13 protein-coding genes are annotated in these 16,026 nt (G+C 43.1%); 5 read left to right on the plus strand and 8 right to left on the minus strand.

What is annotated here, in order from left to right; all coding sequences use genetic code 11:
* Positions 1-67: 67 nt before the first annotated feature.
* Complete coding sequence (gene emrD / locus A6D97_RS20010) at positions 68-1,273, minus strand: multidrug efflux MFS transporter EmrD (protein WP_017065927.1); 1,206 nt, start codon at positions 1,271-1,273, stop codon at positions 68-70.
* 499 nt (positions 1,274-1,772) lie between these two features.
* On the opposite strand from emrD, the gene A6D97_RS20015 reads away from it, so the two are divergent.
* The gene (locus tag A6D97_RS20015) at positions 1,773-3,890 is read left to right on the plus strand and encodes a methyl-accepting chemotaxis protein (RefSeq protein WP_065585119.1); all 2,118 of its coding nucleotides are present in this window, start codon (positions 1,773-1,775) and stop codon (positions 3,888-3,890) included.
* A 111-nt stretch (positions 3,891-4,001) separates the two neighbouring features.
* Here A6D97_RS20015 and A6D97_RS20020 read toward each other — a convergent pair whose 3' ends face one another.
* The 5 genes from A6D97_RS20020 to dinG form a co-directional block, all read right to left on the minus strand.
* Positions 4,002-5,135 (minus strand): cupin domain-containing protein, encoded by a 1,134-nt coding sequence (locus A6D97_RS20020; RefSeq protein WP_065585120.1) that lies wholly within the window; start codon positions 5,133-5,135, stop codon positions 4,002-4,004.
* Between the two features lie 64 nt (positions 5,136-5,199).
* Positions 5,200-5,361 (minus strand): pleiotropic regulatory protein RsmS, encoded by a 162-nt coding sequence (gene rsmS, locus A6D97_RS20025; protein ID WP_065585121.1) that lies wholly within the window; start codon positions 5,359-5,361, stop codon positions 5,200-5,202.
* Positions 5,351-5,899: a primosomal replication protein gene (locus tag A6D97_RS20030; RefSeq protein WP_017070024.1), complete on the minus strand. Its 549-nt coding sequence runs from the start codon at positions 5,897-5,899 to the stop codon at positions 5,351-5,353. The genes rsmS and A6D97_RS20030 overlap by 11 nt, the downstream gene beginning before the upstream one ends.
* 22 nt (positions 5,900-5,921) lie before the next feature.
* Positions 5,922-6,701 (minus strand): TSUP family transporter, encoded by a 780-nt coding sequence (locus A6D97_RS20035; RefSeq protein ID WP_017062114.1) that lies wholly within the window; start codon positions 6,699-6,701, stop codon positions 5,922-5,924.
* A 129-nt stretch (positions 6,702-6,830) separates the two neighbouring features.
* Entirely contained in the window at positions 6,831-8,906 is a 2,076-nt protein-coding gene (gene dinG / locus A6D97_RS20040; RefSeq protein WP_017066711.1) for an ATP-dependent DNA helicase DinG, read from the minus strand.
* A 513-nt stretch (positions 8,907-9,419) separates the two neighbouring features.
* Between dinG and A6D97_RS20045 the strand changes: the two genes are divergently transcribed.
* Both A6D97_RS20045 and A6D97_RS20050 read left to right on the plus strand, forming a co-directional pair.
* Positions 9,420-10,412, plus strand: a complete 993-nt coding sequence (locus A6D97_RS20045) for a porin (protein WP_017063501.1) — start codon at positions 9,420-9,422, stop codon at positions 10,410-10,412.
* A 77-nt stretch (positions 10,413-10,489) separates the two neighbouring features.
* The gene (locus tag A6D97_RS20050) at positions 10,490-11,197 is read left to right on the plus strand and encodes a DUF2057 family protein (RefSeq protein ID WP_017062111.1); all 708 of its coding nucleotides are present in this window, start codon (positions 10,490-10,492) and stop codon (positions 11,195-11,197) included.
* Positions 11,198-11,260: 63 nt separating this feature from the next.
* On the opposite strand, the gene A6D97_RS20055 is transcribed toward A6D97_RS20050, so the two are convergent.
* Positions 11,261-11,989 carry a pseudouridine synthase gene (locus A6D97_RS20055; protein ID WP_017067849.1) on the minus strand — a complete coding sequence of 243 codons (729 nt, stop codon included), beginning with the start codon at positions 11,987-11,989 and terminating at the stop codon, positions 11,261-11,263.
* A gap of 321 nt (positions 11,990-12,310) precedes the next feature.
* On the opposite strand from A6D97_RS20055, the gene A6D97_RS20060 reads away from it, so the two are divergent.
* Positions 12,311-14,536, plus strand: coding sequence for an NADP-dependent isocitrate dehydrogenase (locus A6D97_RS20060; protein ID WP_017067848.1), 2,226 nt, complete (start codon positions 12,311-12,313; stop codon positions 14,534-14,536).
* A 327-nt stretch (positions 14,537-14,863) separates the two neighbouring features.
* Here the strand turns inward: A6D97_RS20060 and cspD are convergent, their stop codons facing one another.
* The gene (gene cspD, locus A6D97_RS20065) at positions 14,864-15,085 is read right to left on the minus strand and encodes a cold shock domain-containing protein CspD (RefSeq protein WP_004736548.1); all 222 of its coding nucleotides are present in this window, start codon (positions 15,083-15,085) and stop codon (positions 14,864-14,866) included.
* A 585-nt stretch (positions 15,086-15,670) separates the two neighbouring features.
* On the opposite strand from cspD, the gene clpS reads away from it, so the two are divergent.
* Positions 15,671-15,991, plus strand: a complete 321-nt coding sequence (clpS, locus tag A6D97_RS20070; protein ID WP_004737430.1) for an ATP-dependent Clp protease adapter ClpS — start codon at positions 15,671-15,673, stop codon at positions 15,989-15,991.
* Positions 15,992-16,026 lie beyond the last annotated feature (35 nt).

The following is a 16,026-nucleotide window of genomic DNA, read 5'->3' on the forward strand; positions in this document are numbered from 1 at the left end:
TGCAACAAAAAGGGACACACTTTTCAGTATGTCCCTTTCCTTTGTTTAGCAAGATTCGAGTTTTACGTTAAATAGCCAATGGCATTTCGTTTGAGTGGTCAGGTTTACGATTAACCCAACGTAAACCAAGCATAGCGATGAATGACATAGCAATCATCAGGCAACCGAGTGGCAGTTGGTCTTGAGCTGGGAAGAACGATGCCAATAGTGTTGCGATGCCAGCACCTAGGTTTTGCATACCACCTAAAATCGCACCTCCAGTACCAGCGTGGTACGGGAATGGCGAAAGTGCCCCTGTTGTTGCTGCTGGGAATAATATGCCAGCGCCCAAGAAGTAAATTGTGGCACCGCCAATCAAAGTTAATGCTGTTGTTTGACCAAACAGACCCGGTATCAATACCACTGTTGAGCCTACCAATATCGCAACCAGACCAACATTCAATGCACGGCGCTCAGAGCGACGTTGTGCGATGTAACTAGATAAGCCTGCACCGACTAAGTAACCTGGAATAGGCAAGACAAACAGCAAGCTTACTGTGGTTGCCGGTAAGCCAAGTACGCCACCAAGCAACACACCTGCCGCTGCTTCAAATACGGCTACACCAGCAAAGGTTGCGACTAATACCAATAAGAAACCTTGGAAACGTTTATCAGACAGAACGAACTTGTAGCTGTTGGCAACCGATTCATGCTTGCGTCGTTCTTTCGGCAGTGTTTCCATCATGCTCGTCATCATAGTGATCACAACAGCAATACCAAACAGCGCAAGGAATAAGTAGCTAGAACGCCAGCCGAAAACTTCTGTTAGGTAACCACCCAGTACAGGAGCCATCAATGGTGAGAAAATCACACACATGCTAATCAAGCTGTTTGCACGGTGCAGCTCTGCGCCTTCAAAACAGTCGCGAGTCAATGTACGAGACATCGCACCACCACAACCGATGCCCAAACCTTGGATAAAGCTGCCCGCTAAGAACCATTCATATTCGTGAGCGAACAATGCTACCAAAGTACCGATGATGTAGATGATCAAACCAATCACGATGATCGGTTTACGACCTAGGCGATCTGAAAGTGGGCCGTAAACAAATTGCGACAGACCATAAGGGATCAAGTAACACGCCATCACTGCCTGCAGCGAAGATGCCGAAACTAAGAACTCACCTGCCATATGACCGATAGAAGGCACGTACATCGTTTGAGTCATTTGACCTACGGCAGTCAGAATAGCGATTAAAAAGGTAAGTTTCGCTAATGGAAACGAGGCGGACATTTGCGTATCTCTCCAAAAATTAAGACGTAAAAAGCCTTAGCGCTCCATTAAAGGAGAGCCAAATGAATAAAGTGTTCAGGGAATCTAGGCGCGAGATATTAGATCTTGATTGCGGGCTTAGCAATCAAAAAGTGTGAAGTTGAGCAAGATAAAAATCTATAACTTGGATTATAAAAACTAATCCGAAGTTACTGAATTTTAAAGAGGGAGAGGGTGGAGTGGGCTTCCTTTAAATATCGATGTTCTGGCTATGTCCAAAGCGCTAAAACCTAAGCAACACAGCTAATGATTATATGAGTACATCATTTGAAATCACAGAAAAAAGGAAGAAAACACGCTCTATTAACATTTGTATAAACTTTCGTTTTATATGTAAGCAATTTGTGCTGTAATTATCCGCTAAGCTATTCGTCTAACTCATTTACATTGTGTACAGCAATTCGTTGTCGATGTGATAGTTATGGTTATGGAAGTCTTTTGGCTTAAATAAGGATATTAAATGCGCTCTCTATCGGTACAGTGGAAAATAACCCTCTTAGCAGGTTGTTGTTTAATCATTACGTCACTGTCTCTTATTGGTTTCTCGATCTACAACGCGACGAGCAATCAACAAGTCATCAAATCTCAAAGTTCAGAATCAGTTATCAATAAAACTCAGCAGTTGCTGGCGTCTGTTTCTCAGCTAAACGCTCAAGAAACTCAACGTTATGTAGACGAAGCTATTTACCGCGCAGAGATGCTTGCGGCCAGTGCTCAGTTTCTAAAAAACAATGCAGACGAAAACTTTACACCAAGTGAAGAGCTTCGTACCGCCTTGGATGAAATGGTTCGTCGCTCGGTTTTAAACTTCGACTCTATTCAAGGAGCGTATCTAGTTTTCAAGCCTGACTTGCTCGATAGTGAAGATGCGAATTATGTCGATGCTGATTATGTTGGTTCTAACGAAAAAGGTCGTTTTGCTCCTTACTGGAAGGTGGCAGATAACGGTGAAAATGTTCTAGCGAACGTTCTTTCAGAATCTATCTTGAATGATGACAGCAATAGCGAACGTTTTTACTGTCCTTTGTCTTCAGGGCAAACGTGTATTAGTACGCCGAGAGTCGTGAACAGCGGTGGTGTAGCACTACTTACGTCCTCTATTTCAGTCCCTATTTTGGTTGACGACGTTGCTATTGGTTTTCTTGGTATTGATCTAAGACTTGATGGTTTAACCAGTGTGATTACTCAATCTGACCAGAGCTTGTTTAACGGTGCGGGTAAAGCTTACGTGGTTAGTCTAGATGGTTCGGTCATCGCTTCTGATGATTCAAGCATTGCAGTCGGTTCAACTTTCCAAAGTGGCAATACAAACAGTGATTTAATGACCGACTTTATCTTTGGTGGTGAAGTGACAACGCAATGGAGCGAGAACGGTGAGTGGTTACTTGCCTTTGCACCTGTTGTTGCAGCTAACCAAACTTGGGGGGTGTTGTTTGAGATCCCAAGAGATAGTGTCGTCGCTGACGCAAATAAATTGGATTCCATCATTAGCACTAAGCTAAGTGAAGGCATCAAAACAGAAGTGATCGCCGGTACAGTGTTTATTATCTTTGGCTTAGCCATTATCGCATTTGCTTCCCTTTCAATTGTGAAGCCTATTCGACAAGTGGTTGAGCGACTTAATGATATTGCTTCTGGTGAAGGTGATTTGACCCAACGTTTGGAAGTGAAATCTCAAGACGAAATTGGTCAGCTATCCAAAGGGTTCAACTTATTCTTAGACAAGCTACAACACACGATCAAAGAAGTGATTCACACCACTGAGCAAGTGGCGAGCACGACAAGCCAGGCTAAAGCATCGGCATCAAGCACTCGAGAAAGCAGTGAATCTCAATTTAAAGAAGTGGATCTTGTGGCGACAGCGGCAGAAGAGATGACTCAAACTGCGGGCTTAGTGGTACAAAACGCAGAAGTGGCCGTTGATGCTGCTTGTGAAGCGAATCGTTCTGCTCAACAAGGGCAACAAGTCATCGAACTTTCAGCCGGTGAAATGAGAAAGCTGGTTGAGCGTATGTCGAGTGCTGTTCCTATTGTTGAAGAATTGGCAAAAAATAACGGAAACATCACCGAGATCTTAAGTGTGATTGAAGGGATCTCTGAGCAAACTAACTTACTGGCATTGAACGCGGCGATTGAAGCGGCTCGTGCTGGCGAACAAGGTCGAGGTTTTGCTGTTGTTGCGGATGAGGTAAGAAACCTCGCAAGTCGCACCCAGTCATCGGTTGGTGAGATCAGAGCGGTGATCGACAAGGTTCATGCTGGAACTCAAGATGTCGTTGAAGCAATACAAGAAGGCAATATCCTAGCTAACGATACAGCACTACACGTTCAGAAAGCAGTTGAAGATCTGGGGTCGATCTTTACTTCTATTGAGGCGATCAGTGATATGAACAGTCAGATCGTTCGAGCAGCCGAAGAGCAACAATCGGTTTCCGGTGAAGTAAATCAAAGCGTGGTTAATATTCGCGATTTGAGTGCGAAGATCTTGGAGCAAGCCGCGGCTTCTGAGCAAGTCGGCAATGAAATTGACCAACTGTCTCAACAACAACAGAAGTTGGTCAATCAGTTCAAGGTATAAGCATTAAGCCTTAACCAGTTCTTGAATAGAAAAAGGGACAAATGAAGATTTCATTTGTCCCTTTTAAATTGTTTCTTTAGAGGCTAGTCAATAACCAGCGGTTGACGCTGCTTACTCTTCGATAAACCAGTAGCCTTTGTTGACCAATTCAGTCACGACAGTTACGCCCGAAGGAGACAGAGCAGTAGCTGAAGTGATCACCGATTCATCGCAAAGTATGTTGAGTAACGAAGAATCCGCTTCATCAACCTTAACCACTTCGCCATTGATGTAAGCAGTGTTGCTTTCATTTTCGTGGTAGAGCGCCTTTAAGCCTGATACTCGGTGAATCTCACCTTCAGACTCTAAGTGTTGAGCGATCTCTTCTTGAGTCCATAGTGGCTCTGGAGCAACGATATCAAGCTGGTGGCGTGATTGGCTTAGCAGACAACCCATGAATTCACTGATGGTTTCAGGTTGCTCTAGTGCAGATTTCAACATGCCTGTGAGATTACTTAAATCCGATGAACGAATTTTTCCGTAGCCTTCTTGCATTTTGAATTCTGGATCGTGCAGGTGTACGTCACCCATATCATGAGCAAGCACAAAATCGGCAAAGTTGCTGATCAGTTCTTGTTCTTTAGGCGAGCGGTAGCCAATAGAGTAGCTCATTGACGGCTCTAACGTGCTCCCTTCATGTGGGAAACCTGGTGGGATATAAAGGATATCGCCCGGCTCTAAAGTTTCATCAATGATTGGGTCAAAACCTTCAATTTGACGAAGTGCAGACGCTTGAACAGTCTCTTTGTATTGGCCAACATCTTTAGCGCCAACCTTCCATTGACGTTTGCCTTGACCTTGAATGATGAAGACATCGTATTGATCAATATGTGGGCCTACGCCGCCTTCAGGTGCTGAGTAGCAGATCATGAGATCGTCGAATAACCAGTTTGGTAACGCTTGGAACGCCTCAGTCAGCTGATTTGCGCCTTGGTGCCAGTGGTTCGCTGCTTGAACGATCAGTTGCCAATGAGTTTCGGTTAATTCGCCAAACTTTTCTTCAGAGAATGGGCCGTGTTCTGCAGTCCACTGATTGTCGAGGTTAGAGACAAAGCGAGAATCCACTTCTTCTTCCATCGATAAACCAGCAAGTTCTTCCGGCGAAATTGGGTCGACGAAGTTTTGGAAGCCACCCTTTAAGATGGTTGGTTTTTTATGCCAGTAGTTTTCAAGAAACTCGGGCATAGAAAAGCTGAGTTGGTACATGTGAATCCTGTATATTTTTATGCTAGATGCTAGATGCTAGATGCTAGATGCTAGATGCTAGATGCTAGATGCTTTTGGCTTGTAAATCTTGCTGGACAATTTTGATTGCTTCTAACGCGACTTTTGGATCGATTTCGTTGCTTTCGAGCAGATAGATCAGGTCGACAGCTAACTTAACTTCTTCTGGTGCGTTATCCAGTGGTGATGGTGTGTTATCAGTGTTCATTTCGCTTAGGGTTCTCTAAGTTAATCAGTCTCTCAATATTTTTCATTGAGTCTTCACAGCGTTCTAATCGCTCTTTTGCTAACTGCCAAGCCTCTTCCGCTTTTTTCTTACTGTGGCGAGGCGCAGAATCAAACGCTAACTTTCGTACTCGCACTAAATCGACCAATCGCTTTTGCCAGTCTTGGTGCTGAGCGAGTTCGTTGTATAGGTCGTTAAGGGTTTTCCCTGACTTACTTTTTCGGTCCAAGCGTAAATCGTGGTTGGCTAACTCTCTTTGGATTGCTGCAATCTGATTGGTCAGCTTTTCTGTCAGGTAGTTGGCTCTGGACGCGGTCAGTTGATTTGAGGTTTGTTCACGTACAATGGTGCGGTACGTTGCCTGAGTTTCAAGTGCATAGGGAAGCAAAACAGAGGCGCCGCATTTAAATAAGGCTCGGTCAAACAAGGCTTGATGATAAGCCCCTCGAGATTTGTCAACCTGCGAGCAATGGCCAATCAAGGTATCAATAACACTTTTTAGCTTTGAAAATTGATTCATTTCACTTCCCGTTGGCTACTGCCTATAAGTTCACAAACCAAGCTTCGTATGCCAGTTTAATTGCAAGTACGCTTACAACTGTAACAAACACAGGTCTTATAAATGTAGCACCGAACCGAATAGCAGAGTGAGCGCCAACAAATGCACCGGCCATCAAACAAAGGCCCATGGTTAAACCTAGAACCCAATCAATATGACCAAGAATCGCGAAGGTCACCAAAGAGGTAAAGTTACTGGTAAAGTTCATGGCTTTGGATAGACCAGAGGCAAGTAAGATGTTTAAGCGATAAAGCGCCATAGAGCTTACCGTCCAAAACGCGCCAGTTCCTGGGCCAGCAACCCCATCATAAAAGCCAAGAATGAATCCTTGGTACTTTTGTTTTCTCTTAAGCACAGGGCATGGCTTAGGAGACACATTATGGCTCACATCTGGAGTCTTATGAAAAATGGTATAGACCGCTGCGGCAAGAATGACTAACGGCAATACCTTCTCTAACCACTCGGTGCTAATGGCATCAACAGTGAGTGTGCCGATGGTCGCACCTATTAGAGTAGATATGAATGCATTGACCCAACACTCAGGCTTGAACAGCTTTTTACGGTAGTAAGTGAATGCAGCTGTAGATGAAGCGAAAGTCGCTGCAAGCTTGTTAGTACCCAATGCAATGTGTGGCGGTAAACCAAGTGATAGTAAAGCTGGAACGGTTAACATCCCTCCGCCACCTGCGACAGCATCAATAAAGCCTGCTGCAAATGCAACCAAAGCAAGTATGACCAACATGGTTGGCTCAATCATTTCCATAAATAGCTAGTGTTCTCGTTATCGGCTGATAGGGCAGCCACATGAAAAACCGATGGATTAGTCATGTTGGGTTGTGAATGCAAGGGCCTAGCGATGACAGGCCCATAACTACCTCAAGGGTAGGGGATATTAGTATTTTATTGTTCTTTTAAAAGGCGGTAGTGAATCGAGTAGGGACTTTCCGTATCGCTTCGTTACTATGCGTCTATCAAGGATCGTGACTTTACCAGAATCTCTTTCCTTACGCAGTAGTCTACCCACAGATTGAATAAGCTTTTTACTCGCATCTGGAACAGTAATCTGCATAAAAGGGTTACCACCGCGTGATTCAATATATTCTGAATGTGCTTGCTCTACGGGAGAGGTAGGAACACCAAAAGGAATCTTAGTAATAACGAGGTTTTCAAGAAGCTCACCCGGTAGATCAAGACCTTCAGAAAAGCTGCCAGTTCCAAAAAGAACGCTGGTTTTACCTTGGTCTATTAGCTTTTTATGTTTTTTTAGGATTTCAGTTCGTGAAGTATCACCTTGAACCTGCAATGCCCACGACTTTTTAACGAAATCTGTTGCTAACGCCTCTGCAACTTTGTTCATTTGCCAGTAAGAAGAGAATAGAACGAGATTGGCTTTTTTGTCTTCTATTACCTTAGGCAAAATTTCAATAAGATATTCGGTAAACTGAGGTGCTTGTGGTTCGTACTTCATTGCCGGCACGATCAGCTCTGCTTGATTCTGGTAATCAAACGGTGATGCCAAAGCCAAAAATTGTACGCCATCTTCTGCTTTTTGGCTGATGCCTGCTTGATGACAGAAAAAGCTGAAAGAGTTGAGCGCCCTCATGGTTGCAGATACTAATACCGCACCCACACAGCGGCTCCAGATTTGCTGATCCAATTGCCAACCCACCTCTAGTGGCGAAACATTAACAACGAAATCGCCTTCACTTTCTTTATTCAGTTCGAGCCAACGAGCCAAAGGAGCGCCTTTTTCTCTCTTCGGTTCAGCCATTAAGCGCCAAACTTGAGCAAGGTTCTCTGTTCTTTGTATATAGAAGCCAATTTCTGCCAGTGCCGGCTCTGCAAGCTTTGCTGAAAGCTCGCCGTCTTTAACTCGTTCCGCAATCAGGTCTGCAATCTTCGCAACGGCTTGGCTCGCCTTTTGTGTGAGTTGCTTGAGGTCTTTTGATTCATTCTCAAGCCACTCAGGTAAGTCGCCATGTTCGAAGCGATACAAGCCGTCTTCAAAGTGGTTAGCGTCAAACTGTTTACTCATTTGAGTCAGGGTAGGGATCAGCTGTTGCACTGAGTCTTGCAGCTCATTTCGAAATCGATGGACACGTTTCTCGTCAGCGAGGCCTGAAAGCTTAGTGATTGATTGATTCAAACGCTCCAACCACGATGCTGCGCCTTTTAAGCTCGCAGCCGCAGAAGAGTGATCTCTGGCTACATGCGGTAAATGGTGAGCTTCATCGAATATATAGATGCTATTTTCTGGTTCAGGCAGTATCACGCCGCCGCCTAAGTCTGCATCAGCCATCACTAAACTGTGATTGGCGATAATCACGTCTGCTTTATCTAGCTCTGAGCGAGCTTTCTGGAAAGGGCAGTCTCTATGCGTAGGCATACTGTTGTTACAGCTGTGCTTATCGCTGACAATCATCTGCCAAATCATGTTGTCGATGGGTTTTGGCCACGAATCACGGTCACCATCCCATTTACCTTGGGTTAGGCTACGATACATGGTTTGAAGTTGGTCGATATCCTTCTTCTTTGGCTTAGATTCGAACATGGCCATTTGTCCGCCATCAACCCCGCAGGCAGCGGCTAGCTTTTCGGAACAACAATAACGCTGTCTGCCCTTCGCTAATATGAAAGAAAACTCTCGATCAGTCAGTCTTCTATATAGAGGGAGATCTTTATTGACGAGCTGTTCTTGTAGCGCAACCGTCGCCGTTGATATGACTATTTTTCGGTTATTGAGCACAGCGACAGGAATAGTTGCCATTAAATAAGCCAGTGATTTCCCGATCCCGGTTCCCGCTTCTGCAACAATCATGCGATTACTTTTGTGGTATTGACCACAAAGTGTCTTCGCTATTTCTGCAACAAGGTAATTTTGAGCACGTCGAGGTACAAAGTTGTCCAACTGATCTTGGAGGTTTTGATAACTGGTGCGAATAGATTTTTGAATTTTAGTAGTTAGCATACTGTGACCTACGTAACGGAGCGAGGATAGTAGCACATATCACTAGTCGGTACATTTACGGTGAAATAGCTTGCTTTTGAATCAAAGGTAGATCTTGTTCACAAAAAAAAACTGAACCATCAGGAACTTAACTATTTTATTTATGTTGCGAAATATAAATATTAAAAAAGACTTGCTTGTAGGTGTTAAATCCTGAGATGTGGCGTTTTTACAAGTTGTTTGTGGTGTTAAATGCTGTTTTGTTCTTTTTTTGGATTATTATATTTCCTAATAAAACTAAGGATAAGCTGCTCGTAAAACGATGAAAAAAAATGTAAGTAGTTGATTTTGATTGCTTTGTGTTTTTTTTAGGTTTGTTTTTAGTTTATTTGACACGCAGGATAATCTTTTGCAATCTAGACCTCGAAATTTAGTGACGGTGATTAACCAACAAAGAGTGGTAATGACCAGTCATAAAAATAAAAGGGAACCGGGCAAGGATCTCCCATTCTTAGAAAAGGCAGTGGATTTATTATGAAAAAGACTCTATTAGCACTTGCAGTTGTTGCAGCAGCAGGCTCAGTAAACGCAGCGGAAATTTATAAATCAGAAGACGGCGCAGTAGACTTTTACGGTCAACTACGTACAGAGCTTAAGTTCCTAGACGGGCAAGATGCCAAATTAGGTTCAGGTTCTTCGCGTGCTGGTGTTGACGCTCAATATAATGTATCTGATGATCTTAAAGTTCTTGGTAAAGTAGAATTTGCATTGAAAGACAGTGGCGACATGTATGTACGTAACCACATTTTTGGCTTTAGCAGCGATCAAGCGGGAACAATCAAATTTGGTAAGCAATGGACTACATCAGATGATGTATACGGCGCTGATTACTCATACTTCTTTGGTGGTTCTGCACTGCTTTACTCTACTTTGAACGAGGCTCTTCATGACTCACAAGTAAAGTACTCTTACGATTCTGACAACTTCTGGGTAAAAGCAGGATACGGATTAGCAGAAGATGACTCTAATCAAGAGCTAGCTGAACTTTACGTTGGTTTTTCTGTTGGTGACGTAAATATCCACGTTGGTGGTGGTCAAACAACTGATGATGTAGCTGGTTCTGGTTTTACAGGCCTTGAAAACACATACTACGAAGGTACTGTTGAGTACTCTAAAGATGTTCTAACAGTTGGTGCAACTGTTGCGGCATCTTCTGTTGAATCTGCTATTGATAAAGCAGACCAAACAGGTTTCTCAGTAGCTGCTACGTATGGCGTTGCTGATAAAACAACAGTATATGGTGGTTATGAGTTCGTGTCTCAAGATCACGATTTATTAGAAGATAGCAACGTTGTTTACGTTGGTGCTGAATACAAGTACGCTAGCTGGGCACGTGTCTATGCTGAGTATGGTTATGCAGACGGTAGTACTCTAGGTTTCAACGCTCAAGGTAGTGATATGGTTGTAGCGGCTCAGACTGTTGAGGGCGAAAACAATTTCGGTATCGGTGCCCGTGTTTACTGGTAATTTGATATATTGTTAGAAAAAGCCCAACATAGAGTTGGGCTTTTTTTTGCCTATTTTTTATAAGGATGGATACAATAATGCAAAGTTTCAAATATTCTTTTTTGGGGCTGTTAGTTGCTTCTACAGTAGTTGATGCCGAAGTAATATTGGATGTCCCTGAAAATGTAAATTTACTTTCAGTAAACATGAGTGTTCCTGACTTTGAACAAGGGTTGTTTTCTGCAGATAAGACAGTGCTTTTACCTGACGGTGAAAACCAAATCGTTTTTCAATATGAACCAGTATTTGATGAAAGAGATAATCAAAGGAAAGTCTACAGTTCTGTTATTATCGCTAAATTTGAGGCAAAAAACGAAGAACTTACCTTATCTATGCCTGAGTTTAAAAACTTGCGTTCTGCTCAAGAAAACATTGGAAACTTGAATTGGGAAATTAAAAATAAGCAAGGACAAGCCTTAATCAAAAATGAAGACATTTTAGCTAGTGACGGAGTTCAACTAAATAGAAGTTATTCTGAAGAAGCTACAGAATATAATAAAGTTGGTGGTGCTGCTGCTGTAACCATGAGTTATTTAGTTGTAGAAAACCAAGTTCGTCCTGCAGTTAAGGTTAATGCTACAAGTTTAGAAGAAAACACGCTAGTAAACGCTGAAGGTTTAACGGCTAACACATCAGCTCAGGTTGTAGATAAATCGGAGTCTTTGAAACAACTTAAAGCTTTGTATCTGAGCACTTCAAAAGAAGACCGTAAAGTATTCCGTAAGTGGATGATTGACCAAGAGTAATCAATTTTTATGTGTAAAAAAGCGAGATATAATAAATATCTTGCTTTTTTATATTGCTATGAGTTAAATCTCTTTCCACTCACCAGGCTGCAGCTGCCCCACATTCATATTACCCATTGAGTAACGGATAAGACGCAGGGTAGGGAAGCCGATATTGGCTGTCATTCGTCTTACCTGACGGTTACGTCCTTCAATGATTGTAATAACCAACCATGTTGTCGGTATCGCGGCTCTGAAGCGTACTGGAGGGGTTCTATCCCACACAACAGGTTCAGACATCACCTCAACCTGAGCGGGCAGTGTCATGCCGTCTTTTAGTTCGACACCTTTTCTCAATTTATCTAAATCTTCCTCAGAAGGTGCGCCTTCAACCTGTACCCAGTAAGTCTTTGGGGATTTTGAGTTTGGTTGAGTTAGCTTAGCTTGAAAAATACCATCGTTGGTCAAGACCATTAACCCTTCGCTGTCGCGGTCAAGGCGACCTGCAGCATAAACGTCTTTCACTGGAATAAAGTCCGCTAGCGTTTTTCTCCCTTCGCCATCTGTAAATTGGCTTAGAGTATCGAAAGGCTTGTTGAACAGAATTACTTTGCGATCTTCGAGCGCAACCTTAGGTTTTGCATTGGTAGGCTTACCTTTATATCGGTGCTTGCTTGAGTGAGATTTGTTGTGCGAATTGCCAGTGTTATTCTTATCACTGCTTCGGCTTTGTCTATTACCGCTTTGTTTTAATGTTGCACCAGAACGAGCCGGTTTGTCTGAACGAGATGCGCTGCGTGAGCGAGTAGACATGTTAACTACCTTGCAAAAATGTAAACGAAGTGTGCTGAAAAGTTTTCACTGAAACGGAATTGAGCTATCATTTGCGCGCCTAAAAGACACAAAATAGAACAAGTTGATGGACTCTTAAGCCTGATTTGTTTAATTATACCTTCGTGTTTTATTATAACAACGCACTCACGGATTTGGTTCATGCTGTCATCAAGATTGTATGAAAAATAAGATAGAGTACGACTATCGAGTAAGCAGTTTTCACTCTTAGAGTGGCTTACTGGTCAATTTATAACACGCTCACTACTTTAAATGAGCTTGTAAGAACTATAGGGAAATTTCATGCCTACTGAAAAACCAACGATCATCTATACCATTACAGACGAAGCTCCGGCGCTAGCAACATACTCTCTGCTGCCTATCATTCAATCTTTTACAGCTTCTTCTGGTATTAACGTTGATACTCGCGACATTTCACTTGCAGGGCGTATTATTGCCAACTTCCCTGACTATTTGAACGAAGAGCAACGTATTGGTGATGCATTAGCAGAACTAGGTGAATTGGCTAAGACACCAGAAGCAAACATTATCAAGCTTCCAAACATCTCTGCATCTGTACCTCAGCTTCAAGCAACAATCAAAGAGCTACAGTCAAAAGGTTACGCACTTCCTAATTACCCAGAAGAAGCAAACACTGACGAAGAGAAAGCAGTAAAAGCGACTTACGACAAAATCAAAGGCAGTGCAGTAAATCCAGTATTGCGTGAAGGTAACTCGGATCGCCGCGCTCCACTTTCTGTTAAAAACTACGCGAAGAAGAACCCACACTCAATGGGTGCTTGGTCTGCAGATTCTAAGTCGCACGTTTCAAGTATGGACGACAAAGACTTCTTCGGTAGCGAAAAGTCAGTAACCATTGAAGGTGCTACAGAAGTTAGCATTGAATTCGTTGGCAAAGATGGTGCGAAGAAAACATTGAAGCCAGCTTTTGCACTGCAAGATAAAGAGATCATTGATGCGTCAGTGATGAATAAGGCCGCTTTGGTTGCATTCTTCGAAAAAGAAATCGCATCGGCTAAAGAGCAAGGTGTACTGCTTTCTCTTCACTTGAAAGCGACGATGATGAAAGTATCTGACCCAGTGATCTTTGGTCACGCGGTTAAGGTTTACTACAAAGACGTATTTGCTAAACACGGTCAGCTGTTTGAAGAGCTAGGCGTTGATGTAAATAACGGCATCGGTGATGTCTACGCGAAGATTGATGCGCTTCCTCAAGAGCAGAAAGAAGCAATCGAAGCTGACCTGCAAGCGGTATACGAGACTCAGCCACCACTAGCGATGGTTGATTCGGACCGTGGCATTACTAACCTACACGTACCAAGCGATATCATTGTGGATGCATCTATGCCTGCAATGCTGCGTTCTTCTGGTCAAATGTGGGATCCAGAAGGTAAGCAAAAAGATACCAAAGCAATGATCCCAGATCGTAGCTACGCGAGCATTTACCAAGCGGTTATTGATTTCTGTAAAGAGAACGGCGCGTTCGATCCAACAACGATGGGTAGCGTACCAAACGTTGGCTTGATGGCTCAAAAAGCGGAAGAGTACGGTTCTCATGATAAGACTTTCATCCTTGAAGCTGCTGGTCAGGTTCAAGTTGTTGACGCTTCAGGCGCTGTGCTTCTTGAGCAAGACGTAGAGGAAGGCGATATCTTCCGTATGTGTCAGGTTAAAGATGCACCAATCCAAGACTGGGTTAAGCTTGCGGTAACGCGTGCTCGTGCATCGGGTGTTCCAGCGGTATTTTGGCTAGATGCGTCACGCGCACATGATGCTCAGCTTATCAAGAAAGTTGAAGCATACCTTCCTGAATACGATACCGATGGTCTTGAAATTAAGATCCTTGCTCCACTTGAAGCGACTCAATACTCACTGGTTCGTATCAAAGAAGGCCTAGATACTATTTCGGTTACTGGTAACGTATTACGTGATTACCTAACGGATTTGTTCCCGATTTTAGAGCTTGGAACATCAGCTAAGATGCTATCGATTGTTCCACTAATGAACGGTGGTGGTCTGTTTGAAACAGGTGCTGGCGGCTCTGCTCCTAAACATGTTCAACAAGTAGAGAAAGAAAACCACCTGCGTTGGGATTCTCTAGGTGAATTCTTGGCACTAGCGGCATCTCTAGAGCACCTGAGCGTAGTAACAGGTAACGCTAAAGCACAAGTTCTAGCTGATGCGCTTGATAAAGCGACGGGTGAGTTCCTTGATAACAACAAGTCTCCTTCACGTCGAGTAGGTGAGCTTGATAACCGTGGTAGTCACTACTATCTAGCGGCATACTGGGCTAAGGCGCTTGCTGAGCAAACGGCTGACGCTGATCTTGCTGCTGAGTTTGCAGGTGTGGCAAGTCAACTGGCTGAAAGTGAAGAAGCGATCGTTGCAGAGCTGAACAACGCTCAAGGTGTGGCTGGCGACTTAGGTGGTTACTACCTACTTGACGATGCATTGGTTTCAACACTAATGCGCCCAAGCTCAACGCTAAACGCGTTTATTGATGCATAGTGATTGGACTCATCGTTAGTCACTCATGAGCGTGATTTGCTAACGAGTTGCTTAGGCTGATAGCTAAGTTATAGATAAAGTCAAAACGAAAGACGCTTTAACGATAATGTTAAAGCGTCTTTTTTCTGTCTAATACTTCTTAAGACCTAGCTTAAGGGGAGTAGCTCTTCGAGCTCATTGTCCAGTGAGCAACTTTAGAGCCCCCAAAACGAAAAAAACCGCTCACGTAATCCTGTGTTACAGGTATTAAATGAGCGGTTTCAATATTCTGTTTACCTGTCAGCCGTTAATGACGACTGATGGAGGTTAACATGAGTTTGCATTCGCCTATTTTGCGGCGCTGCCTTCTACAGGAACAACGGAGCTAGCATGCGAGCCTTTAGGTCCACTTTCTACTTCATAGTCGACCTGCTGACCAGCCTTTAAGGTTCGATAACCTTCCATTTGTATTGTGGAGTAGTGCGCGAAAATATCGCCGTCTTCACCTTCTGGACAAATAAAGCCAAACCCTTTGGCATTGTTAAACCATTTTACTGTACCTGTAGCCATGCTATACATCCCTCATGCATTTTGTTACTAACGTTGTTATATCAATTGTTGTAAGTGCGATTGATATCATTCCTACCAGCTAAAGAATTTCAGCTAATAGCTTGAATCTCGTACATTGCTTACGGAAATTAACGCTACCCTGCGTAATTATTCCTTATTGTTAATTTTTGAAGCGTGTTACTGATTTCAATTCATGTTGCAAAAGTGTATTAAAAAACCTTTTAGCTCCAATGTAGCTAATGATTGAGCACAGTCAATAGTAAATTGGCATAAAAGTGATCAATTTTAATAACAAATCACATTCGAGATTAACCGCAAACTATTAACCAAATAGTAACTTAGCGGTAATCTTATCGTTAGTATCAATAGTTATGGCGTCTTTTTAATCAATCACATATGTTAATCTTGTTAATCGAGATCTTTTATTTGCAGCGATGGAAATGGTGGATTAGGCTCAGTATAGAGGAATATTTTTTGGTACTGTTTCTAGGTGCAGTTTCTTAGTACACGGTAAAGCGTGAATGTGGTAAATTTGAGTTAGGTAAACACTCACGACTTCCGAAAAATAACCCTTAGCAAAGCGATATGAGCAGAAACTTTGAATGGGCATCTCCAGGCTCAGATTTACTGGAGAAAGAAGCAACAAAAGTAAAGCCACCGGCGATGTATAACGTTGTGTTGAATAACGATGACTACACGCCCATGGACTTTGTAATCGAGATCCTAGAGCGATTCTTCTCACTAGATATCGAAAAAGCAACGGAAGTGATGCTCAAGGTTCATTATGAAGGTAAAGCTATATGCGGCACATACAGTGCTGAAATAGCGGAAACAAAGGTAGCGCAGGTCACGATGTACTCAAAGGAAAATGAGCATCCGCTACTATGTACAATGGAGCAAGTATAAATTGCTCGAACAACACTGTTGTTCCCTTAGGAGGT

Origin of the sequence: Vibrio sp. ZF57 (assembly GCF_001691235.1) — a bacterium.
GTDB lineage: Bacteria > Pseudomonadota > Gammaproteobacteria > Enterobacterales > Vibrionaceae > Vibrio > Vibrio crassostreae_C.

What these genes read in the sequence shown, in the direction of transcription:
- A6D97_RS20060 (WP_017067848.1), top strand. Translation starts at nt 12,311, where the DNA reads ATGCCTACTGAAAAACCAACGATCATCTATACCATTACAGACGAAGCT.
- A6D97_RS20050 (WP_017062111.1), top strand. Translation starts at nt 10,490, where the DNA reads ATGCAAAGTTTCAAATATTCTTTTTTGGGGCTGTTAGTTGCTTCTACA.
- dinG (WP_017066711.1), bottom strand. Translation starts at nt 8,906, where the DNA reads ATGCTAACTACTAAAATTCAAAAATCTATTCGCACCAGTTATCAAAAC.
- A6D97_RS20055 (WP_017067849.1), bottom strand. Translation starts at nt 11,989, where the DNA reads ATGTCTACTCGCTCACGCAGCGCATCTCGTTCAGACAAACCGGCTCGT.
- A6D97_RS20015 (WP_065585119.1), top strand. Translation starts at nt 1,773, where the DNA reads ATGCGCTCTCTATCGGTACAGTGGAAAATAACCCTCTTAGCAGGTTGT.
- A6D97_RS20030 (WP_017070024.1), bottom strand. Translation starts at nt 5,899, where the DNA reads ATGAATCAATTTTCAAAGCTAAAAAGTGTTATTGATACCTTGATTGGC.
- clpS (WP_004737430.1), top strand. Translation starts at nt 15,671, where the DNA reads ATGAGCAGAAACTTTGAATGGGCATCTCCAGGCTCAGATTTACTGGAG.
- rsmS (WP_065585121.1), bottom strand. Translation starts at nt 5,361, where the DNA reads ATGAACACTGATAACACACCATCACCACTGGATAACGCACCAGAAGAA.
- A6D97_RS20045 (WP_017063501.1), top strand. Translation starts at nt 9,420, where the DNA reads ATGAAAAAGACTCTATTAGCACTTGCAGTTGTTGCAGCAGCAGGCTCA.
- cspD (WP_004736548.1), bottom strand. Translation starts at nt 15,085, where the DNA reads ATGGCTACAGGTACAGTAAAATGGTTTAACAATGCCAAAGGGTTTGGC.
- emrD (WP_017065927.1), bottom strand. Translation starts at nt 1,273, where the DNA reads ATGTCCGCCTCGTTTCCATTAGCGAAACTTACCTTTTTAATCGCTATT.
- A6D97_RS20020 (WP_065585120.1), bottom strand. Translation starts at nt 5,135, where the DNA reads ATGTACCAACTCAGCTTTTCTATGCCCGAGTTTCTTGAAAACTACTGG.
- A6D97_RS20035 (WP_017062114.1), bottom strand. Translation starts at nt 6,701, where the DNA reads ATGGAAATGATTGAGCCAACCATGTTGGTCATACTTGCTTTGGTTGCA.